Annotated in this window: 21 protein-coding genes; 15 read left to right on the top strand and 6 right to left on the bottom strand. The window is 73.0% G+C overall.

Going from position 1 to position 20621, the window contains the following annotated elements:
- Positions 1–26 precede the first annotated feature (26 nt).
- From ACIBBA_RS30960 to rny, 9 genes are all read left to right on the top strand, one after another.
- Positions 27–1367, top strand: coding sequence for an aminotransferase class I/II-fold pyridoxal phosphate-dependent enzyme (locus ACIBBA_RS30960; RefSeq protein WP_396702044.1), 1341 nt, complete (start codon positions 27–29; stop codon positions 1365–1367).
- A 95-nt stretch (positions 1368–1462) separates the two neighbouring features.
- Positions 1463–1585, top strand: a complete 123-nt coding sequence (locus ACIBBA_RS30955; protein ID WP_350869885.1) for a hypothetical protein — start codon at positions 1463–1465, stop codon at positions 1583–1585.
- Positions 1586–1680: 95 nt separating this feature from the next.
- Positions 1681–2382, top strand: a complete 702-nt coding sequence (locus tag ACIBBA_RS30950) for a UdgX family uracil-DNA binding protein (protein ID WP_396702041.1) — start codon at positions 1681–1683, stop codon at positions 2380–2382.
- Positions 2383–2529: 147 nt separating this feature from the next.
- Positions 2530–3879 carry an MFS transporter gene (locus tag ACIBBA_RS30945; RefSeq protein ID WP_396702039.1) on the top strand — a complete coding sequence of 450 codons (1350 nt, stop codon included), beginning with the start codon at positions 2530–2532 and terminating at the stop codon, positions 3877–3879.
- 4 nt (positions 3880–3883) lie between these two features.
- Positions 3884–4084, top strand: a complete 201-nt coding sequence (locus ACIBBA_RS30940; RefSeq protein ID WP_357053153.1) for a DUF3046 domain-containing protein — start codon at positions 3884–3886, stop codon at positions 4082–4084.
- A gap of 184 nt (positions 4085–4268) precedes the next feature.
- Complete coding sequence (gene recA / locus ACIBBA_RS30935; protein WP_121677980.1) at positions 4269–5315, top strand: recombinase RecA; 1047 nt, start codon at positions 4269–4271, stop codon at positions 5313–5315.
- Between the two features lie 8 nt (positions 5316–5323).
- Entirely contained in the window at positions 5324–6046 is a 723-nt protein-coding gene (locus tag ACIBBA_RS30930; RefSeq protein ID WP_396702036.1) for a regulatory protein RecX, read from the top strand.
- 85 nt (positions 6047–6131) lie between these two features.
- Positions 6132–6869 carry a 3-keto-5-aminohexanoate cleavage protein gene (locus ACIBBA_RS30925; RefSeq protein ID WP_396702034.1) on the top strand — a complete coding sequence of 246 codons (738 nt, stop codon included), beginning with the start codon at positions 6132–6134 and terminating at the stop codon, positions 6867–6869.
- 718 nt (positions 6870–7587) lie between these two features.
- Positions 7588–9354 (top strand): ribonuclease Y, encoded by a 1767-nt coding sequence (gene rny, locus ACIBBA_RS30920; protein ID WP_396702032.1) that lies wholly within the window; start codon positions 7588–7590, stop codon positions 9352–9354.
- A 99-nt stretch (positions 9355–9453) separates the two neighbouring features.
- On the opposite strand, the gene ACIBBA_RS30915 is transcribed toward rny, so the two are convergent.
- The 4 genes from ACIBBA_RS30915 to ACIBBA_RS30900 are packed head-to-tail and all read right to left on the bottom strand — an operon-like array spanning position 9454 to position 12867.
- Positions 9454–10428, bottom strand: coding sequence for an amino acid ABC transporter permease (locus ACIBBA_RS30915; protein ID WP_357053165.1), 975 nt, complete (start codon positions 10426–10428; stop codon positions 9454–9456).
- Positions 10425–11132: an amino acid ABC transporter permease gene (locus tag ACIBBA_RS30910; RefSeq protein ID WP_396702029.1), complete on the bottom strand. Its 708-nt coding sequence runs from the start codon at positions 11130–11132 to the stop codon at positions 10425–10427. Before ACIBBA_RS30910 ends, ACIBBA_RS30915 begins: the two co-directional genes overlap by 4 nt.
- Positions 11133–11174: 42 nt before the next feature.
- Positions 11175–12053 carry a glutamate ABC transporter substrate-binding protein gene (locus ACIBBA_RS30905; protein ID WP_357053169.1) on the bottom strand — a complete coding sequence of 293 codons (879 nt, stop codon included), beginning with the start codon at positions 12051–12053 and terminating at the stop codon, positions 11175–11177.
- A 58-nt stretch (positions 12054–12111) separates the two neighbouring features.
- Positions 12112–12867, bottom strand: coding sequence for an amino acid ABC transporter ATP-binding protein (locus tag ACIBBA_RS30900; RefSeq protein WP_357053172.1), 756 nt, complete (start codon positions 12865–12867; stop codon positions 12112–12114).
- A 197-nt stretch (positions 12868–13064) separates the two neighbouring features.
- Between ACIBBA_RS30900 and selD the strand changes: the two genes are divergently transcribed.
- Together selD and ACIBBA_RS30890 are read left to right on the top strand one after the other, a co-directional pair.
- Positions 13065–14054: a selenide, water dikinase SelD gene (gene selD, locus ACIBBA_RS30895; RefSeq protein WP_396702027.1), complete on the top strand. Its 990-nt coding sequence runs from the start codon at positions 13065–13067 to the stop codon at positions 14052–14054.
- A 216-nt stretch (positions 14055–14270) separates the two neighbouring features.
- Positions 14271–14750, top strand: coding sequence for a hypothetical protein (locus tag ACIBBA_RS30890; protein WP_357053178.1), 480 nt, complete (start codon positions 14271–14273; stop codon positions 14748–14750).
- Here ACIBBA_RS30890 and ACIBBA_RS30885 read toward each other — a convergent pair.
- Positions 14696–14974, bottom strand: a complete 279-nt coding sequence (locus tag ACIBBA_RS30885) for a DUF2277 family protein (protein ID WP_357053181.1) — start codon at positions 14972–14974, stop codon at positions 14696–14698. The two genes, ACIBBA_RS30890 and ACIBBA_RS30885, sit on opposite strands and share 55 nt — an antisense overlap.
- A 53-nt stretch (positions 14975–15027) precedes the next feature.
- Here ACIBBA_RS30885 and miaB point away from each other — a divergent pair, with 53 nt between their 5' ends.
- On the top strand, positions 15028–16527 hold the full coding sequence (miaB, locus tag ACIBBA_RS30880; RefSeq protein ID WP_396702024.1) for a tRNA (N6-isopentenyl adenosine(37)-C2)-methylthiotransferase MiaB: 1500 nt from the start codon (positions 15028–15030) through the stop codon (positions 16525–16527).
- An 81-nt stretch (positions 16528–16608) separates the two neighbouring features.
- Here the strand turns inward: miaB and ACIBBA_RS30875 are convergent, their stop codons facing one another.
- A complete protein-coding gene (locus ACIBBA_RS30875; RefSeq protein WP_350869914.1) occupies positions 16609–17817 on the bottom strand; it encodes a DUF349 domain-containing protein in 1209 nt (402 codons plus the stop codon).
- 151 nt (positions 17818–17968) lie between these two features.
- On the opposite strand from ACIBBA_RS30875, the gene ACIBBA_RS30870 reads away from it, so the two are divergent.
- Genes ACIBBA_RS30870 through dapF form a run of 3 tightly spaced genes read left to right on the top strand, consistent with a single transcriptional unit; the run spans position 17969 to position 20536 of the window.
- Positions 17969–18736, top strand: coding sequence for a class III extradiol dioxygenase subunit B-like domain-containing protein (locus ACIBBA_RS30870; protein WP_396702022.1), 768 nt, complete (start codon positions 17969–17971; stop codon positions 18734–18736).
- On the top strand, positions 18733–19680 hold the full coding sequence (gene miaA, locus ACIBBA_RS30865; RefSeq protein ID WP_396702020.1) for a tRNA (adenosine(37)-N6)-dimethylallyltransferase MiaA: 948 nt from the start codon (positions 18733–18735) through the stop codon (positions 19678–19680). The genes ACIBBA_RS30870 and miaA overlap by 4 nt, the downstream gene beginning before the upstream one ends.
- Positions 19681–19687: 7 nt before the next feature.
- On the top strand, positions 19688–20536 hold the full coding sequence (gene dapF / locus ACIBBA_RS30860) for a diaminopimelate epimerase (RefSeq protein ID WP_396702018.1): 849 nt from the start codon (positions 19688–19690) through the stop codon (positions 20534–20536).
- Positions 20537–20621 lie beyond the last annotated feature (85 nt).

The following is a 20621-nucleotide window of genomic DNA, read 5'->3' as shown; positions in this document are numbered from 1 at the left end:
CTTTGTTCTAGTACAATCTCTTATTTGTGTCAGCACGCTATCAGGTCACCGGGACCACGGCAGTCGAGATTTCGGCCAGCATCGAGTCGGGCATCCGCACCGCCGCCCTGCCGCCGGGGTCGGCGCTGCCGCCCGTCCGGGCGCTCGCGACCGAGCTGGCGGTCAGCCCGGCCACGGTCGCCCGCGCCTACCAGGAGCTGCGCCAGCGCGGGCTGGTCGCCACCGCCGGCCGGCACGGCACCCGGGTCCGGTCCCGGCCGCCGGTCGCCGCCCCCCGCGCGGCGCTGGCCCCGCCGCGGGCCCCCGGCCTGCGCGACCTCGCCGCCGGTGAACCGGATCCGGGCCTGCTGCCGCCGCTCGGCCCACACCTGGCCGCCCTCGCCGCCGACGCCGGCCCGCCGGTCAGCTACTCCGGTGCCGGCGTGCTGCCCGAGCTGGCCGAGGCCGCCCGGGCGCGGCTCGCCGCCGACGGCGTACCCGCCGGGGAGTTGACCCTCACCGGCGGCGCGCTCGACGGCATCGAGCGGCTGCTCGGCGCGCACCTGCGCCCCGGTGACGCGGTGGCGGTGGAGGACCCGGGCTGGGCCAACCTCCTCGACCTCGTCGCCGCGCTCGGGCTGCGCCCGATCGGCGTACCGGTCGACGACGAGGGGCCGGTGGTGGCCGGGGTGGCGGCGGCGCTCGCCGCCGGGGCGCGGGCGCTGATCGTGACCAGCCGGGCGCAGAACCCGACCGGAGCCGCCGTCTCGGCGGCCCGCGCGGCGGCACTGCGCGAACTCCTCGCCGACCGGCCGGACCTGCTGCTGATCGAGGACGACCACGCCGCCGAGCTGGCCCGGGTGCCGCTGCACCCGCTGGCCGGGGCCACCCCGAGCTGGGCCTTCCTCCGCTCGGCGAGCAAACCCTTCGGCCCCGACCTGCGGCTGGCGGTGCTGGTCGGCGACGAGACCACGGTCGCCCGGGTGGCCGGCCGGACCCGGGTCGGCGCCGGCTGGGTCTCCACCGTCCTGCAACGGCTCCTGCTCGCGCTCTGGCGCGACCCGGCCGTCGCCGAGCTGGTCGAGCGGGCGGCCGACAGCTACGACCGGCGCCGCGACGCGCTGCTCGTCGCGCTGGCCGAGCGCGGGCTCTCCGGGCAGGGCCGCAGCGGCATCAACGTCTGGTTGCCCGTCCCGGACGAGACCAGCGCGGTGACCGCGCTGCGCGACGGCGGCTGGTCGGTCGCGCCCGGCGCGCTCTACCGGATCGCCGGGCCGCCCGGCCTGCGGATCACGGTCAGTTCGCTGGCCGACGCCGACATCGGGCCGCTCGCCGACGCGGTGGCCCGCGCCGTCCGGCCGCCGCGGCCGACCGGGTTCACCGCCTGAGCCGCGCCCACCGGGCCGGCGCGACCGGTTGCCCGGGGCGGTCCGGGCGTGGCGGCCGTGCGGGTGGGTAAGCGCGGCGCCGGAGGTGAGCCAGTATGGCTTCGACCGGCACGAAGAGGGGCATCTGGATCGCGATCGCGGTGGCCGTGATCGTGATCATCATCGTGGTGATCGCGCTGATGTCCGGCGGTGGTGGCGGTGGCGGCGGCGGGTACTGACGCGCGGCGGCAGCCGCGGTCCGCCACGGCCGGGCAGCGCTCCGGCCATGGCTGCGTGCCCGGCGACGCCGCCGGAAGAGGTATATAAAGTCGGCATGGCCGAGCAGACCGAGACCGCCCCCGGCGCCCAGCGGTTCATCCCGCCCGGTGCGGACACCCTCGACGAGTTGCGGGCCGCGGCCGGTGGCTGCCGGGGCTGCGAGCTCTACCGGGACGCGTCGCAGACCGTCTTCGGCCGGGGTGACGAGCGCGCCCGGGTGGTCTTCGTCGGTGAGCAGCCCGGCGACATGGAGGACCAGAAGGGACTGCCCTTCGTCGGGCCCGCCGGCCGGCTGCTGCGTCGGGCGGTCGACGACGCCGGCCTGGATCCGGGGCACATCTATCTGACCAACGCCGTGAAGCACTTCCGCTTCGAGCTGCGCGGAAAGCGGCGCATCCACCAGACCCCGGACCGGGTGCACATCACCGCCTGCCGGCCCTGGCTGGTCGCGGAGTTCGCCCGGCTGCACCCCGAGATCGTCGTGGTGCTCGGGGCCACCGCCGCCAAGGCGCTGCTCGGGCCGAACTTCCGGGTCACCCGACAGCGCGGTGAACTGCTGCCCTGGCCGGCGTCGGCCCAGCACCCGGAGGACTTCCAGCGGGTGCCGGTGGACAGCGCCGGAAAGGTGGCCGACACCCCGCCGGCCCAGCTGCTCGCCACCATCCACCCGTCGGCGGTGCTGCGCGCCGACGACCAGGACAAGGCGTACGAGGGACTGGTCGCCGACCTCACCGTCGCCGCCAGCGCGCTCGCCTGACAGCCGCCGGCGCTCAGCCGCCCGTCGTGATCTTGCCGAACACGTCGTAGGCGGCGCCCACGCCACCGGCGGCCCCCTTTCCCGTCGTCCGGGTGGGATCGGCCGACAGCGAAACCGACTGCCGCCGGCCGGCCCCGGTGCGCAAGGATGGGAGCGCTCGACACCCCTTACCGGCGAGGAGTTCGCATGGCCACCGACCTCACCGCGCCGGCCCCGGTCCGCCCGGACGTCGCGCCGATCCAGCGGCGTACCCTCCGGCTGCTCTTCGCCACCCAGATCATCGGCGGCGTCGGGGTCACCATCGGCATCGCGGTGGGCGCGCTGCTCGCGGAGCGGATCGCCGGCACGGCGGCGGCCGGCCTCGCGCAGAGCTGCGGCGTGGTCGGTGGGGCACTGCTCGCCGTCCCGGTCACCCGGATCATGACCGGGCACGGCCGGCGACCCGGCCTGGTGGTCGCCTACCTCGTCGGCGCGGCCGGCGGCGTGCTGGTGGTGCTGGCCGCGGCCACCGGCTGGGTGCCGCTGCTCTTCCTCGGCATGCTGCTCTTCGGCGGTGGCAGCGCGGCCAACCTGCAGGCCCGCTACACCGCGGTCGACCTCGCCGAACCGGCGCGCCGGGGCCGGCAGCTCTCCCTGATCGTCTGGGCCACCACCATCGGCGCGGTGGCCGCGCCGAACTTCGCCGCGCTCGCCGACCACACCACCGGGGGTTGGGGACTGCCGCCGCTGGCCGGCCCGTTCGCGTTCAGCGCGGCCGCGTTCGTGCTCGCCGCCGGCGTACTGCTGGTGTTGCTGCGGCCCGATCCGCTGCTCACCGCGCGCCGGCTGGCGGCGGCCGACGCCCCGGCCGGCCCGGTCGCCGCACCGGTCGCGACCGCCCGGCGCGTCGCCGGCATGCGGGCGGCCTGGTCGGCGGTACGCGGCCGGCCGGCCGCCCGGCTGGGCATCGCCGCGGTCGCGGTGGGCCACCTGGTGATGGTCGCGGTGATGTCGATGACCCCGGTACGGCTCGGCGAGTCGCACTCCGACGCCGACGTGCTGCGGGTGGTCGGCATCGTGCTGAGCCTGCACATCGCCGGGATGTACGCGTTCGCCCCGCTGGTCGGCTGGTTGACCGACCGGCTGGGGCGGCGGCCGGTGATCCTCGGCGGCGTGGGGCTGCTGCTGGCCGCGTGCGCGGTCGCCGGCACCGCCGGGCACCACACGCCCCGGCTCTCCGTCGGCCTGCTCCTGCTCGGTCTGGGCTGGTCGGGGACCATGGTGGCCGGTTCCACGCTGCTCTCGGAGTCGGTGCCGACCGGCATCCGGCCGAGTGTGCAGGGGCTCTCCGACCTGACCATGGGGTTGGCCGGCGCGGGAGCCGCCGCGCTCAGCGGGTTTGTCATGCGGATGGCCGGTTATCCGGTCCTCGCCCTGCTCGCGGCGGTCGCGGCCGTGCCCCTGGTGGCGCTAGCGTTGCGGCCGGTGCCGACCGGGGCACCGGACGAGGAGGGCTGATCACGTGCGGCTGACCGACTTCTGGGCGCGGCTGGAGGAGGCGTTCGGCCCCGGCTACGCGGCCAGCATCGCCCGCGACCAGGTGCTGGCCCAGCTCGACGGACGGACGATCGAGCAGGCGCTGGCCTCGGGGGAGCAGACGCACCTGGTGTGGCGGGCGGTCTGCGCCGCGTACCCCGACCGAGTGCCCGCGCGACTACGCTGAGCAGCGATTTCCGCCGCTCCGCGTGTCGCTTGCCGAGTCGTACACCTGTTCGGCTATTGTCCACAGCGGGGTGCTCGTCCACAGCTCGCGGCCCGTCGGCTGGTTTTCTGTCGGACCCAGCGCCTAGCGTGTCCGCGTGACGCGAAGCTCAGCAAAGACGCCGGCGAAGGCAGGGGTGGCAACCATGGCAGCAGGGCCTGACCGGGAGAAGGCACTAGACCTTGCTCTCGCTCAGATCGACAAGCAGTTCGGCAAGGGCTCGGTGATGCGGCTGGGGGAGCGGCCGGTCATCCAGACCGCGGTGATCCCGACCGGTTCCATCGCGCTCGATGTCGCGCTCGGCGTGGGCGGTCTGCCGCGCGGCCGGGTGGTCGAGGTCTACGGCCCCGAGTCCAGCGGTAAGACGACGGTGGCGCTGCACGCGGTGGCCAACGCCCAGCGGGCCGGCGGCATCGCGGCCTTCATCGACGCCGAGCACGCGCTCGACCCGGAGTACGCGAAGGCCCTCGGCGTCGACACCGACGCGATGCTCGTCTCCCAGCCGGACACCGGCGAGCAGGCGCTCGAGATCGCCGACATGCTGATCCGCTCCGGCGCGCTCGACATCATCGTCATCGACTCGGTGGCGGCCCTGGTGCCGCGTGCCGAGATCGAGGGCGAGATGGGCGACAGCCACGTGGGCCTCCAGGCCCGGCTGATGAGCCAGGCGCTGCGGAAGATCACCGGTGTGCTCAGCAACACCGGCACCACGGCGATCTTCATCAACCAGCTCCGCGAGAAGATCGGCGTGATGTTCGGCAGCCCGGAGACCACCACCGGTGGTCGGGCGCTGAAGTTCTACGCCTCGGTCCGGCTCGACGTGCGGCGCATCGAGAGCCTCAAGGACGGCACCGACGTGGTCGGTAACCGCACCCGGGTCAAGGTCGTGAAGAACAAGGTCGCGGCGCCGTTCAAGCAGGCCGAGTTCGACATCATGTACGGCAAGGGCATCTCGCGCGAGGGCTCGCTGATCGACGTCGGCGTGGAGCAGGCGATCATCCGCAAGTCCGGCGCCTGGTACACCTACGACGGCGACCAGCTCGGCCAGGGCAAGGAGAAGGCCCGGGAGTTCCTCAAGGAGAACCCGGACGTGGCCGCCGAGATCGAGAAGAAGATCCTGGAGAAGCTCGGCGTCGGGATCGGCGCCGGCGACGCGGCCGGCGGGCCGGAGCTGCCGCCGGTCGACTTCTGATCTGACCCGTGGCAGGACGACGAGCCCGGACGGGGCGGGGCTGGGATGCCAGCCCGCCCCGCTCGGGCGACGCCAACACCCCACCTCCTCCCCGCCGAGGCCGGCGATCCCGCCCCGCAGGCGCCGATGACGCCGGTCCCGACGCGGCCGGCGGCGGCGGCTCGCCGACTCCGCCGCGCGACGAGGCGGAGCTGGCCCGGGAGATCTGCCTGCGGCAACTCGCCGTGCGCCCGCGCACCCGGGCCGAGCTGGCCGGTGCGCTGGCGAAACGGGGCATCTCCGACGAGGTCTCGGCCCAGGTGCTCGACCGCTACGACGAGGTCGGCATCATCGACGACGCCGCGTTCGCCCGGGCCTGGATCTCCAGCCGCCACAACGGGCGGGGCCTGGCCCGGCGGGCGCTCGCCAACGAGCTGCGCCAGCGCGGTGTCGACGGCGAGGTCGCCAGCGAGGCCCTCGGTGAGCTGAGTGAGGAGACCGAGGCGGAGACCGCTCGCGCCCTGGTCGAGCGGAAGCTGCGTACCGCCCGGGGTGAGCCCGACGCGGTCTTCCGCCGGCTGGTGGGCATGCTGGCCCGCAAGGGCTATCCGCCCGGCGTGGCGATCCGGGCGGTGAAGGACGCGCTCGCGGCGCAGAGCGCCGAGGCCGCCGAGTTCGCCGAGCAGATCGACGCCGACGCGCTCGCCGATGCCGAGGGGGAGCTCGACCGCGACAGCCGGCCGGCCGGGTGACCGGCGGCCAGCTCGGCTCGCGGCGAACGAGGGAAGCCGGTCGCCGCCGCCGGTGTCCGTCCGGTGCGCCGAGGCGGTGCGCGCCGTGCTGAAGGCGTGCCTCAACGGCGGGCGGGGTCGTGACGAGCACCCCGCCGTGCCGCTCACCCCCGTCGAGTTGGCCGCCGACGCGGCCCGCTGCGCCGCGATCGGCGTGGTGGCCGTGCACGTCCATCCGCGGGACGCCACCGGCGCCGAGTCGCTGCGCCCCGACGCGATCGCCGATGCGCTGACCGCGATCCGGGCTGCCCGGCCCGGCCTGCCGATCGGGGTGAGCACCGGCGCCTGGATCGAGCCGGACCCGGGCGCCCGGGTGGCCGCCATCCGGGCCTGGCGGGGGCTGCCCGACTTCGCCTCGGTCAACGCCCACGAGGAGGGCGCCGAGGCGGTCGCCGCCGTGCTGCACGAGCGGGGCGTCATGGTGGAGGCGGGCCTCTGGACGGTCGACGCGGTTGCCGCCTACCGGCGTTGGCGGGTGCCGGTGGGCCGGATCCTCGTCGAGTGCATGGCCGAGCAGCCCGCGGTGGCGCTGGCCGACGCGGCCCGGATCCTCGCCGCGCTACCGGCCGCCGGCGGAGACGCCCGGCGTGCCGGTGGAGACGACACCCCGCCGGTGCTGCTGCACGCCGAGGGGCCGGCCACCTGGCCGGTGCTCGCGGAGGCGGTCCGCCGGGGCCTGCACACCCGTATCGGCCTGGAGGACACGCTCCAGCTGCCGGACGGCGAGCCCGTCGCGGACAACGCGGCGTTGGTCAGCGCCGCGCTCGCGGCCGGCGCGCACTGACCGACCCCGGCCCGCCGGCGGCGGCGGACGATCCACTTCGTCTCGACGACCCGGGGAATCCACGGCACCGGATGCCGCGATGTCACCGATCGTTGTCGACCGTGCGACCGGCACCGCCGGCTTCCCGCCTCCTGCCGAGCGTCCTGGGCCATTGAACAGGCGCGGGGCCGCATGACGCCGCTTGACTCGCCGCGTTTGTCCGGCGGTGTCCGAGGAGACATCAGCGGTGAGTGACGTCACAACTTCTCTCCGTTCGGGGGGTTTGATCATGAGTTCTTGACCAGACCACCCCTCGCGACCTAGCCTCGCCATACAGGCTCACATTGCCCGACCAGCGCAGGCTAAGCGCACAACATAGATCTCGTAACAGAACAGCATCACTTTGGCCGACTCATCGGCCTTTGGCGACAGCTCCGGGCAGGCCGGCCCGGAGCCCGCGACAACTGCACCCGGCCGCCGACGATGCCCGAGGGCACCGCCGGCGGAGAAAGCTACCCACCCACGGCCAGCCGCTCCGGTCGGGCGTCCAAGGTCGCAGGAGCGTGCCGTCGGCACGGTCACTGCGGCGCCGACGTTCAGGGGAGGCGGCCATGGCGGGGCGGCACAGGTTAACCAGCGGTCCGCGCGAGTGTGCTGGCATGAGTGAGCGTCAGCGAGCGAATCATCGACTCAGGGCGGCTGTGCCTCATGGCGGCACGCAGCGCAGCGGAGTGCCGGCATGAGCGGCTTCGACATCGTGCTCCTCGCCGCCGTACTGATCCTGACCGTGGTGGTGGTCGGCGCGGTGCTGTTCGGCGTCCGGGCGCTTCGCCAGATCGGCGTGGCTCCGGTGCCGGAGGACCCGGCCTTCATCGCCGAGAAGGACCGCCAGGAGCAGTCCCTGGCCGCTCTGCGCAGCGCGGCCGACCAGGCGAACAGCACCATCGACGTGGCGAAGTCCGCGGCGGCGGCCGCGAGGGCCGAGGCCGCGGCCGCGAACGCGGAGGCGAAGTCGGCGCGGGCCGAGGCCCGGCGGATGCTCGACGACGCCCGCGCCGAGGCCGACACCGTGCTGGAGCGGGCCCACAAGCAGGCGGAGGCCGACGCGGAACAGCTGCGCACGGCCGCCCGACGCAGCGGCGAACGCGAGGTCGCGGTGCTCGCCGCGACGACGCGCGAGCAGGCGGCCGAGGTGGAGCGGCGGGCCGCCCGGATGGACGAGCGGGAGCGGCTGCACACCGAGGAGGTGGAGCGGCTCGCCGAGCGGGAGCGGCAGCTCACCGCGGCCAGCGCGGCGCTGGCCGCCCGGGAGACCGCGCTCAACCAGCGGGAGGCCGAGCTGGCCGAGGCGGAGGAGCTGCGCCGCCGGGAGCTGGAGCGGGTGGCCGGGCTCACCGCCGACTCGGCGCGGGCGGAGCTGATCGAGGCGATCGAGACCCAGGCGAAGCGGGAGGCCGCGCTGCTGGTCCGGGACATCGAGGCGGACGCCCGGGGCACCGCCGAGCAGCGCGCCCGGCACATCGTGGTCGACGCGATCCAGCGGGTGGCCAGCGAGCAGACCGCGGAGAGCGTGGTCAGCGTCCTGCACCTGCCGGGGGATGAGATGAAGGGGCGGATCATCGGTCGCGAGGGGCGCAACATCCGCGCCTTCGAGTCGGTGACCGGGGTCAATCTGATCATCGACGACACTCCCGAGGCGGTGCTGCTCTCCTGCTTCGACCCGGTCCGCCGGGAGGTCGGCCGGCTCACCCTGGAGAAGCTGGTCCTGGACGGGCGGATCCACCCGCACCGGATCGAGGAGGTCTACGACCTGGCCCGGCAGGAGGTGGAGCAGCTCTGCCGGCGGGCCGCCGAGGACGCGCTGGTCGAGGTCGGCATCACCGAGATCCACCCCGAACTGGTCACCCTGCTCGGGCGGCTGCGCTACCGCACGTCGTACGGGCAGAACGTGCTCAAGCACCTGGTCGAGACGGCGCACATCGCCGGCATCATGGCCGCCGAGCTGCGGCTGGACGTGCCGACCATCAAGCGGTCCGCGTTCCTGCACGACATCGGCAAGGCGCTCACGCACGAGGTGGAGGGCAGCCACGCCATCATCGGCGCCGACCTGGCCCGCAAGTACGGCGAGAGCGAGGACGTGGTGCACGCCATCGAGGCGCACCACAACGAGGTGCCGCCGCAGACGATCGAGGCGGTGCTGACCCAGGCCTCCGACGCCTGTTCCGGCGGCCGGCCGGGCGCTCGGCGGGAGAGCCTGGAGGCGTACGTCAAGCGGCTGGAGCGGATCGAGGAGATCGCGGCCAGCAAGCTCGGCGTGGAGAAGGTCTTCGCCATGCAGGCGGGCCGGGAGATCCGGGTGATGGTCAAGCCGGACGACGTCGACGACATCGGCGCGGCCGTGCTGGCCCGGGACGTGGCCAAGCAGATCGAGGAGGAGCTGACCTACCCCGGTCAGATCCGGGTCACCGTGGTCCGTGAGTCCCGGGTCACCGAGATCGCCCGCTGACCCGAACCCTCAGCCCCGGCCGGGCAACCGGCCGGGGGTGGTTGACCGAAGGGCCGCCCCGAATGTCGGGGCGGCCCTTCGTCGTGCTTGCGGTGTGGCTCAGACGCCGCCGCCCATGCCGCCGCCCTCGGCCTGCGACATCAGCGCCGCCGGCGGCGGGTTCTGCCCCGCGGTTCCGGCGGTCTTGCGGCCCCGGGAGAGCCGGCGCTGGACGTACTGGGCCAGCTTCGACAGCGAGTAGTTGACCGCGATGAAGAGCACCGCGATCACCACGTAGACCTGGATCGGGTTGCCCAGCACACCGATGATCTGCTTGCCGATGTTCAGGGTTTCCTCGTAGCTGATGATGAAGCCGAGCGAGGTGTCCTTGAGCACCACCACCAGCTGGCTGATCAGCGCCGGCAGCATGATGCGGAACGCCTGCGGGAGCAGGATCATCCGGGTGGTCTGCAGCGGGGAGAGGCCGATCGCCGCCGCGGCCTCGCCCTGCCCGCCGGGCAGGCCCTCCATGCCGGAGCGGAGGATCTCGGCGATCACCACCGAGTTGTAGATGGTGAGGCCGATGACCAGGTACCAGAGCGTCTCGAAGGTGACGCCGAACTCCGGGAAGCCCCGGGCCACGAAGAAGATGGTGATGACCACGGGAAGGCCGCGGAACACCTCGACGCAGACCCGGGTGACCGCCGACAGCAGCACGCTCAACCCGCGCAGCAGGTACGACACGGGGGTGGCGAACCCGGTGAACCGGCGCCGGGCCAGGCTCTTGAGCTGGATCCGCAGGACCGCCAGCAGGGTGCCGATCACCAGCGAGGAGATGATCGCCAGCACCGCCGCGATCAGGGTGTTCTTGAGGCCGAGCCCGATCCGGTCCCAGACCAGCGAGAAGTTCTCGTTGGCGGGGTCGATCAGCGGCCCCCAGAGCTCCATCGAGAACTGGCCCTTGTCGCTGAGCGGCCGGTAGATCAGGAAGTACGCGCCGACCAGCAGCAGCACGGTGGCGACGAGGCTGCTGACGAGGGTGATCCGGCGCTGCCGGGGCCCGGGTACGTCGTAGAGGACGGTCTGCTGGCTCATCGGGCCACCGCCTGCCGCTTCTCGATCCGGTCGAGGAGGGCGCCGAGGGGAACCGTCATGATCAGGTATCCGATCGAGATGCCGATGGCGACGGGGATGAAGGCGTAACCCTCGGCCCCGGTGAGCTGGTCGGCGGTGGCCGACAGGTCACCGACCACGCCGAAGAAGCCGATCAGCGCAGAGTTCTTGATCATCGCGATGATCACCGAACCGAGCGGCACGATCGAGGCCTTCCAGGACTGGGGCAGCACCACGTACCGCAGGTTCTGGCCGAAGGTCAGCCCCAACGACCGCGCGGCCTCGGCCTGTCCGGCCGGCACCGCGTTGACGCCCGAGCGCAGCGCCTCGCAGACGAACGCCGCGGTGTAGAGCACCAGCGCGATCAGCGCGAAGCGGAAGTAGGGCAGGTCCGTGCCGAGCCGGTTGAACAGCGAGTCCAGGCCCGGTATGCGCAGGAAATCGGCGTTCGAGCCGAGCGCCGGCAGGCCGAACGCGGCGAAGAACATCACCACGGTCAGCGGCATGTTCCGGAAGATGTTGACGTAGCCGGTGCCGACCGCCCGCAGCGGCGGGACCGGTGAGATCCGGAGCACCGCCACGATGGCGCCCAGGATCAGGGCACCGATCGCGGCGAGCACGCAGATCTGGAGGGTGAGCCAGAAACCACCCGCGAAGACGTCGAACTTGTCGATGAGAACACTCACGGGTCGGTCTTCCTCCCCACCCTCCAGATCGGCGGAATCAGATCAGTAGCGGTTGACGGTCGGGGCGCTGCCGAGCTCGGCGCCGAACTTGCCGGCCGTGTCGTCCCACGCCTTCTTCCAGCTGCCGTCGGCGAACGCCTTGTCCAGCGTGTCGTTGACGAAGTTGCGGAAGTCGGTGTCCTCCTTCTTCACCCCGATGCCGTACGGCTCCTTGGTGAAGTTGTCACCGGCGAGCTTGAACGAGGCCTCGTCCTTGGCGATGTAGCCGAGCAGGATCACGTTGTCCGTGGTGACCGCGTCGACCTGGCCGCCCTTGAGGGCGTCCCGGCACTTGTCGTAGGTGTCGAAGAGCACCAGCTGGGTGGCGACGTCCTTGACGTACTGCTTGATCGTCTCAGCGGGGGTCGAGCCGGTCACCGAGCAGACCTTCTTGGTGCCGTCCTTGAAGGAGTCCGGGCCGGTGATCGCGGCGTCGTCCTTCTTCACCATGATGTTCTGGCCGGCCTCGTAGTACGGCCCGGCGAAGGCGATGCGCTCCTTGCGCTTGTCGTTGATCGTGTACGTCGCGGCGACCAGGTCGACCGTGCCGTTGACGATCACGTCCTCGCGGACCTTCGAGGGGGCCTCGACCCACTCGATCTTGTCCTCGGGGATGCCGAGCTCCTTGACGATGATCTTCGCGACCTCGACGTCGAAGCCCTCCGGCTTGCCGGACAGCCCCTTCTGGCCGAAGCCGGGCTGGTCGAACTTCGTGCCGATCTTGATGGCCTGCGCCTTGTTGAGCCGCTCCATCGTGCTGCCGGCGGCGAACGACTTGCTGCCGGCGCCGGTGCCCTCGCCGGCGTCGTCGCCACCGCAGGCGGTCAGGCCGAGCGCCAGGGTGGCGGCCGCCGCGAGTGCCGCTACACGCGTGATACGCATACTCTTCTCCTTCTTCGGTTGGACCCGCCGGGGGATGGCGCGCTCCACTAACAGACGCCTAGTGCGTGAGGATCTTGGAGAGGAAGTCCCGGGCCCGCTCACTGCGGGGGTTCGCGAAGAACTCGGCCGGCGGAGCATCCTCGACCAACTGCCCGTCGGCCATGAAGATGACGCGGTTCGCCGCGTGCCGGGCGAAGCCCATCTCGTGGGTCACCACGACCATCGTCATGCCGTCGCTGGCGAGCGAGGTCATCACGTCGAGCACCTCGCCGACCATCTCCGGGTCGAGCGCGCTGGTGGGCTCGTCGAAGAGCATCGCCTTGGGCTGCATGGCCAGCGCGCGGGCGATCGCGGCGCGCTGCTGCTGGCCGCCGGAGAGCTGGGCGGGGAACTTGTCGGCCTGGTTGGCGATGCCGACCCGGTCGAGCAGGGCCAGGCCGCGCTCGCGGACGACCGCCGGCTTCTCCTTGCGTACCTTGATCGGGCCGAGGGTGACGTTCTCCAGGATCGTCTTGTGCGCGAAGAGGTTGAACGACTGGAAGACCATGCCGACCTCGCTGCGCAGCTTCGCCAGGGCCTTGCCCTCGGCCGGCAGCGGCTGGCCGTCGAAAGTGATGGTGCCGGAGTTGATCGGTTCCAGGCGGTTGATGGCGCGGCACAGCGTCGACTTGCCGGAGCCGGACGGCCCGATCACCACGACCACCTCGCCCCGGCCGACCGACAGCGAGACGTCGTCCAGCACGTGCAGCGGCCCGAACCACTTGTTGACCGAGTCCAGCACGATGAGCGGTTCGCCCGTCGTCACGTCGTCCACCGTCCCTGTCGTCTCCCGGATAGGGGTGCGATGACCCCCGGTTGGGCAACTGTAGGCGGGGGGATGTGGCGGAACGCAACTCGGTTGGTCACGGAGCGGTAACACCAGCTGTGATCGGCGTCGGGTGTCCGATTTCGACCGCGAATCGGTGGCGGTGGCGGTGGCGGTGGCGGACCCGGTGCCGGGATCATGGGGGGATGACCGAACCGGTACGGCTGACCCGGTACGCCCGGGGCGGCGGTTGCGCCTGCAAGATCCCGCCTGGCGAGCTGGAGGCGATGGTGGCCGGGCTCGGTCCGGCGACCGGCACCGCGGAGCTGCTGGTCGGCCTGGACCACGGCGACGACGCCGCGGTGGTCCGGCTGGACGAGCGGACCGGCCTGGTGAGCACCGCCGACTTCTTCACCCCGGTCGTCGACGACGCCTACGACTGGGGCCGGATCGCCGCGGCCAACGCGCTCTCCGACGTGTACGCCATGGGCGGCACCCCCCTGGTCGCCCTGAACCTGCTCTGCTGGCCGCGCGACGTGCTCCCGCTGGAGCTGGCGCGGGAGGTGCTCCGCGGCGGGCAGGACGTGGCCCGCGACGCCGGCTGCCACCTGGCCGGCGGGCACAGCGTCGACGACGACGGCCCGAAGTACGGGCTGGCGGTCACCGGAGTGGTCCGCCCGGAGGACCTGATCACCCTGGACGCGGGCCGGGCGGGGCTGCCGCTGTCGCTGACCAAGCCGCTCGGCGTCGGGGTGTTGAACACCCGACACAAGACGACCGGCGAGCGGTTTCCCGAGGCGGTCGCCACGATGAGCGCGCTGAACCGGGACGCCGCCCGGGCGGCCGTGGCCGCCGGCATCCGCTGCGGTACCGACGTGACCGGCTTCGGCCTGCTCGGGCACGCCTCGAAGCTGGCCCGGGCCAGCGGGCTGACCGTGGCGATCGACGCGGCCCAGGTGCCCTACCTGGACGGGGCCCGGGAGGCGGTCCGGGACGGCCACGTCAGCGGCGGCAGCCGGCGCAACCTGGACTGGGTCAGCCCGTGGACCGACTTCGGCGCCGCCGGGGAGGAAGAACGGCTGCTGCTGGCCGACGCGCAGACCTCGGGCGGGCTGCTGGTCGCCGGTGAGCTGCCCGGCGCGCCGGTGGTCGGCGAGCTGCTCCCGGCCGGCGAGCACCGGGTCGTCATCCGCTGAGAACGGTCGCCCGTCGTCGCACGTGTCGAGGGGCGAAGCGGCACCATACCCGATAATCTGTCATCTTCCCGCTACTCGGAGCAATGCCGGTCCAGTAAATTTTGCCCGGAATGGTCACAGACCGGTAACTTGCCCCCGGCTGGGGTCAAATGCACCCCACCATCGTGAGTAAGGCCCGGTCCGGGGCCGGTGGGACGAACGCAGCGAGGAGGCGGCATGACCGAGCTGTGGAACTGGAGAATCGACCAGGTACGACCCGTGGCGGTCTACCCGGCGTTGGCCGAGGCACTCGGTCGGGTGGTGATGCCGTTGGCAGTCGCCGACCCGGCACGGCTGCCCACGTACGCGGTGATCTGCGACGTCTGGCAGGCGCCGGGCGAGTTCGCCACGATCGTGGACTGTTACGGGGTGCCCGACCGGCTCTCCGAGCACGCCAGCATCGCCGGGCTGGCCCGGCTGCTGGACCGCAACTGCCTGCTGCGCGACGACACCCTCGACGCAGGCCGGCACCTGCTGGTCACCCCGGACGGGACGATCCGCCCGGTGCACTTCGACGTCCAGGAGACCGACGACGGCGAGGTGCTCAGCAACCAGCGGCTCTGCACCGAGGCCGACCCCGGGTGCCGGGGCTGGTCGCAGTGTCACCGCTCGCGGTGGGCCCCCGACACGGTCGCCCCGGTGCTCGCGGCGGCCTGACCGTCCCGTGGCGCGGCCCCGCCGCGCACCACGAGCTGGTCGAGCAGGGTCCGGGTGGCCTCCGCCACGGCGGCCACCGCCGCGTCGAAGGCGGCGGCGTTGTGCGCGGCGGGCGCCCGGAAACCTGAGATCTTCCGGACGTACTGCAGCGCCGCCGCCTCGACGTCGGCGTCGGTCACCTGCGGGGTGTACGGCTCACGCAGGGTCTTGATGCTCCGGCACACGGCTCCTCCTCGGTTCTGGTCCATCCGGTGGGCCCGGATACGCTGTCCTCGTCATGACTACCGCAGCGGCGGGCAGCCCGCGCACCTACCAGGTGCGGACGTACGGCTGCCAGATGAACGTGCACGACTCCGAGCGCATCTCCGGGCTGCTGGAGCAGGCCGGCTACGTCCGCGCGCCCGAGGCCGACGAGCAACCCGACGTGGTGGTGTTCAACACCTGCGCGGTCCGGGAGAACGCCGACAACCGGCTCTACGGCAACCTCGGTCATCTGCGCCCGGTCAAGGACAAGCACCCCGGGATGCAGATCGCGGTCGGCGGCTGCCTGGCCCAGAAGGACCGCGGCGACATCGTCCGCAAGGCGCCCTGGGTCGACGTGGTCTTCGGCACGCACAACATCGGCTCGCTGCCGGTGCTGCTGGAGCGGGCCCGGCACAACGCCGCCGCCGAGGTGGAGATCCTGGAGTCCCTCGACGTCTTCCCGTCGACGCTGCCGACCCGCCGCGAGTCGACGTACGCCGGCTGGGTGTCGATCTCGGTGGGCTGCAACAACACCTGCACGTTCTGCATCGTGCCCTCCCTGCGCGGCAAGGAGAAGGACCGCCGCCCCGGCGACGTCCTCTCCGAGGTCCGCGCGCTGGTCGACGAGGGTGTGCTGGAGGTGACCCTGCTCGGGCAGAACGTCAACTCCTACGGCGTCGAGTTCGGCGATCGGCTCGCCTTCGGCAAGCTGCTGCGCGCCTGCGGCGACATCGACGGCCTGGAGCGGGTCCGGTTCACCAGCCCGCACCCGAAGGACTTCACCGACGACGTGATCGCCGCGATGGCCGAGACGCCGAACGTCTGCCACTCGCTGCACATGCCGCTCCAGTCCGGCTCCGACGACGTGCTGCGCGCCATGCGCCGGTCGTACCGGTCCGACCGCTACCTGGGGATCATCGAGAAGGTCCGGGCGGCGATGCCGGACGCCGCGATCACCACCGACATCATCGTCGGCTTCCCCGGCGAGACCGAGGCCGACTTCGAGCGCACCCTCGACGTGGTCCGCGAGGCCCGCTTCTCCTCGGCCTTCACCTTCCAGTACTCCAAGCGCCCCGGCACCCCGGCCGCCACGATGGACGGACAGCTGCCCAAGCAGGTGGTCCAGGAGCGCTACGAGCGGCTGATCGCCTGCGTCGAGGAGATCACCTGGGCGGAGAACAAGCGCCAGCTCGGGGAGACCGTCGAGGTGCTGGTCGCGGTCGGCGAGGGGCGCAAGGACGACCGGACGGGTCGGCTCTCCGGCCGGGCCCGCGACAGCCGGCTCGTGCACTTCGCCACGGGCGCGCTCGCCGGGCAGATCCGCCCCGGCGACATCGTGCACACCACCGTCACCTACGCCGCCCCGCACCACCTCAACGCTGACGGTGAACCGCTGTCGCACCGGCGGACCCGGGCCGGCGACGCCGCCGAGGCCGGCCGCTCCCCGCGTACCCCGGGGGTGCTGCTCGGGCTGCCCGGGCTCGGCGCCCCGGCCGCCGCGCCGGCAGCCGACAGCGCCTGCGCCGCGCGCTGATCCCGGCTGCCGGCCCGGCAGTCACGCTGGACGCACGGAAGCCCCGGCCCGCACGGACCGGGGCTTCCGACGTACGTCAGCTCAGCCGGACTGCTCGGCGAGCTGGAGGAACTGCCGCTTCGAGGCGAGCGCCTGCTCGGCCTCCCGGACCCGCCGGGCGTCACCAGCCGCCTGGGCGCGGGCCAGCCGCTCCTCGGCCTCGGCGACCTGGGCCCGCATCTGAGCCAGCAGGGGATTGTCCGCCGGGGTGGTCCGGCGCCAGGCCGAATCCATCACCTCGCGGACCCGGTCGTCGATGACCCGCAGCCGCCGCTCCAGCCCGGCCGCCGCCTCACGCGGCACCCGACCGGCCTCATGCCACTGTGCCTGGATCTCGCGCAGCTTCGCCTGGGCGCCCTTGGGGTCGGCGTCCACGTCGAGCGCCTCCGCCTCGGCGAGCAGCGCCTGCTTGCGCTCCAGGTTGGCGCGCTGCTCGTTGTCGCGCGCCGAGAAGACCTCGCTGCGCCGGGTGAAGAACTCGTCCTGCGCGGCCCGGAACCGGTCCCAGAGCTTCTGCTCGGCCTCCTTGGAGGCACGCGGCGCGGCCTTCCACTGAGTCATCAGGTCCTTGAGCTGGTTGGCGGTGGCCGCCCAGTCGGTGGACTCCTTGAGCTTCTCGGCCTCGGCGACCAGCTCCTCCTTCACCGACTGCGCCTGCTTGCGCTGCGCGTCGAGCGAGGCGAAGTGGGCGCCCCGCCGGCGGGTGAAGCCGTCCCGGGCGGCGGCGAACCGCTTCCACAGCTCGCCGTCGGTCTTCTTGTCGACGCCGCGGATCGTCTTCCACTCGTCGAGGATCTCCTTGAGCCGGTCGCCGGCGGTCTTCCAGCCGGTCGACTCGGCGGCGAGCTTCTCGGCCTCCTCGACCAGGGCCGTCTTGCGGGCCAACGCCTCGCCGCGGGCCGCGTCCCGTGCCGCGCGGGCCTCCCCGGCCTTCTCCTCGGCCACGGTGGCGAGCTTGTCCAGCCGCGCCGCCAGCGCGTCGATGTCGCCCACCACGTGCGCCTCGGCGAGCGAGGCCCGGATCCGGCGGATCGTGGTCAGCGAGTGGCCGGCGTCAGCCGCACCGGAGTTGAGCCGGGCCTCGGTCAGGTCCACCTCGGTCACCAGGTCGGCGAAGCGGCGCGCGAAGTGTGCCAGCCCCTCCTCTGGTGCCCCTGCCTGCCAGGATCCGACCACCCGCTCACCCTCGGCGGTCTTGACGTACACGGTGCCGTCCGCGTCCACCCGTCCGAAGGCAGTCCAGTCGCTCATGTGCCCATCCTCGTTCTCCCGGCGTCGGAAGAGCAGTCTCCCGATCACCGCCACAGCGCAGCCAAGTTTCTCCCGGCATTGTCACAGGTCCGACCCGGTCCCCGTCGAGCGCCTATCGCCGACCGTGACCATACGGTGTCCTAGCGCCCGGATGACCGGATCGGCGCGGAGACTCACCGGGAAGTCCGGCTACGGTGATCGGGTGCCACTGGTCGCCGCCGCCGTCTGCCCGCATCCGCCCCTGCTCATGCCCGAGGTGGCCGGCGCCGCCGCGCCCGAACTGGACGATCTCCGCGCCGCCTGCGACAGCGCCGTCGCCGCGCTGCTCGCCCACCGGCCGGACGCCGTGGTGCTGATCGGTGACGGGCCCGTCACCGGCTGGATCGGCCCGCCGGCCACCGGTTCACTGCAACCCTGGGGCGTCGACCTGGCCGTACCGCTCGACCCGACGCTGCCCGACCGCGGCGCGGTGCTGCCGCTGAGCCTGACCATCGGCGCCTGGCTGCTGACCCGCCACGACCCGCGACCGCCGGTGGCCGCGGTCCAGGTCGCCGCCGACGCCGGGCCGGCGCTGCTGCGCGAGCTCGCCGGGCAGGTGCACGACCATCGTCCGCGGGTCGGGCTGCTGGTGCTCGGCGACTCCTCGGCCTGTCGGGGACAGAAGGCACCCGGCTACCACGACCCGCGCGCCGAGCCGTACGACCGCGCGGTCGCCGCCGCCCTGGCCGGCGCGGACGCCGACGCGCTGCTCAACCTGGACCCGGCGCTCTCGGCGCAGCTGCGGGTCGCCGGGCGGGCGCCCTGGCAGGTGCTGGCCGGCGCGGCCCGGGCCGCCGGCGGCGACTGGCGCGGCGAGCTGCGCTACGACGCCGCCCCCTACGGCGTCGCGTACCTCGTCGCCAGCTGGACCCCGGCGTGACCGGGCCGACCGACCCCGGCGGCAGCCGCCCGCCGGTCGGCACCGTGGTCGCGGTGGTGGGACCGACGGCGGCCGGCAAGTCCGCGCTGAGCATCGCGCTCGCGCACGCCCTCGACGGCGAGGTGGTCAACGCCGACTCGATGCAGCTTTACCGGGGGATGGACATCGGCACCGCCAAGCTCACCGCGGCCGAGCGAGACGGCGTGCCGCACCACCTGCTCGACATCTGGGCGGTGACCGAGCCGGCGAGCGTCGCCGAGTACCAGCGGCTGGCCCGCGCGGCAATCGATGACATCCTGGCCCGGGGTCGGGTGCCGCTGCTGGTCGGCGGCTCCGGGCTCTACGTCCGGGCGGTGCTGGAGCGTTTCGAGTTCCCCGGCACCGACCCGGCGGTGCGCGAACGGCTGGAACGGGAACTGGCCGAGACGGGCCCCGCGCCCCTCTACGCCCGGCTGCGGGAGATCGACCCGTCCGCCGCCGCCAGCATCCTGCCCGGCAACGGCCGTCGGATCGTCCGGGCCCTGGAGGTGATCGAGCTGACCGGGCGGACGTTCACCGCCTCGCTGCCGGAGCCCACCCCGTACTACCCGTCGGTGCAGCTCGGCGTCGACCTGGGCACCCCGCTGCTCGACGAGCGGATCGCCCGGCGGGTCGACCGGATGTGGGCCGACGGGCTGGTCGCCGAGACCCGGGAGCTGGTCGGCCACGGCCTGCCGGAGGGCCGCACCGCCAGCCGCGCGCTCGGCTACCAGCAGGTGCTGCGTCTTCTCGCCGGGGAGCTGACCGAAGACGAGGCGCACGAGGAGACGATCCGCGCGACCCGCCGGTTCGTCCGCCGGCAGCGCTCCTGGTTCCGGCGTGACCCGCGCATCCACTGGCTCGACTCGGCCGCGCCCGACCTGATCGAGGCCGCCCTGCGGTTGGTGCCGGCCCCTGCGCGATGATGGGTACGTGGAGTTCACCAAGGGGCACGGCACCGGCAACGACTTCGTCGTGCTGCCCGATCCGGACAATCAGCTCGAGTTGACCCCGGGCCTGATTGCCGGCCTCTGTGACCGGCGACGGGGAATCGGCGCGGACGGCGTGCTGCGGGTGGTCCGGGCGGCGAAGCACCCGGACGGCGCCGGTCAGGCGGGCGAGGCCGAGTGGTTCATGGACTACTGGAACTCCGACGGCTCGTACGCGGAGATGTGCGGCAACGGCGCCCGGGTCTTCGTCCGCTACCTGCTCGACACCGGGCTGGCCACGCCGGACGGCGCGGTGCTGCCGGTGGCCACCCGGGCCGGCGTCGTGCGCGCGCGCGTCGAGGGGGAGGAGACCATCGCCGTCGAGATGCGCCGCCCCCGGCTGTACGACGCCTCCACGGCCGTCCTGGGCGGGCTGACGCTGACCGGCACCGCGGTGGACGTGGGCAACCCGCACCTGGTCTGCTCGCTGCCCGCCGGGCTGGACCTGCCCGCGCTGGACCTCACCCAGGCCCCCGGCTTCGACCCGGCGGTCTTCCCGGCCGGGGTGAACGTCGAATTCATCACTCCCGGCGACCCGGTCGACGGGGCCGACGGGCACGTGCAGATGCGGGTCTACGAGCGCGGCTCGGCCGAGACGCTCTCCTGCGGCACCGGGGCCTGCGCGGTGGCCGCGGTGGCCCTGCACGACGACTCCCGGGACACCGGCGTGGTCGCGGTCGACGTCCCCGGCGGTCGTCTCACGGTCACCGTCACCCCGGATTCCTGCTGGCTGGCCGGCCCCGCCGTCCTGCTCGCCACCGGCGAGGTCATCCCCAGCGCCCTCCTGCCCTGACAGTGAGGATGTAGGGGCGGTCACCCGGTTGTCTGACCCTTGCCCTGACCGACGGTTGCTGTCCTTGGCTGGATTTGTCGACTGT

Origin of the sequence: Micromonospora sp. NPDC051006 (genome assembly GCF_044456245.1) — a bacterium.
Lineage (GTDB): Bacteria > Actinomycetota > Actinomycetes > Mycobacteriales > Micromonosporaceae > Micromonospora.
Note: the sequence above shows the minus strand (reverse complement) of the source record. Positions and strands in the feature narration are given on the sequence as shown.

Bases quoted from the DNA above. Each gene is read 5' to 3' on its own strand.
- ACIBBA_RS30890 (WP_357053178.1), top strand. From the start codon at position 14,271: ATGACCGAGCTGTGGAACTGGAGAATCGACCAGGTACGACCCGTGGCG.
- ACIBBA_RS30875 (WP_350869914.1), bottom strand. From the start codon at position 17,817: ATGAGCGACTGGACTGCCTTCGGACGGGTGGACGCGGACGGCACCGTG.
- rny (WP_396702032.1), top strand. From the start codon at position 7,588: ATGAGCGGCTTCGACATCGTGCTCCTCGCCGCCGTACTGATCCTGACC.
- selD (WP_396702027.1), top strand. From the start codon at position 13,065: ATGACCGAACCGGTACGGCTGACCCGGTACGCCCGGGGCGGCGGTTGC.
- recA (WP_121677980.1), top strand. From the start codon at position 4,269: ATGGCAGCAGGGCCTGACCGGGAGAAGGCACTAGACCTTGCTCTCGCT.
- ACIBBA_RS30945 (WP_396702039.1), top strand. From the start codon at position 2,530: ATGGGAGCGCTCGACACCCCTTACCGGCGAGGAGTTCGCATGGCCACC.
- ACIBBA_RS30950 (WP_396702041.1), top strand. From the start codon at position 1,681: ATGGCCGAGCAGACCGAGACCGCCCCCGGCGCCCAGCGGTTCATCCCG.
- ACIBBA_RS30955 (WP_350869885.1), top strand. From the start codon at position 1,463: ATGGCTTCGACCGGCACGAAGAGGGGCATCTGGATCGCGATCGCGGTG.
- ACIBBA_RS30905 (WP_357053169.1), bottom strand. From the start codon at position 12,053: ATGCGTATCACGCGTGTAGCGGCACTCGCGGCGGCCGCCACCCTGGCG.
- miaB (WP_396702024.1), top strand. From the start codon at position 15,028: ATGACTACCGCAGCGGCGGGCAGCCCGCGCACCTACCAGGTGCGGACG.
- ACIBBA_RS30870 (WP_396702022.1), top strand. From the start codon at position 17,969: ATGACCGGATCGGCGCGGAGACTCACCGGGAAGTCCGGCTACGGTGAT.
- ACIBBA_RS30915 (WP_357053165.1), bottom strand. From the start codon at position 10,428: ATGAGCCAGCAGACCGTCCTCTACGACGTACCCGGGCCCCGGCAGCGC.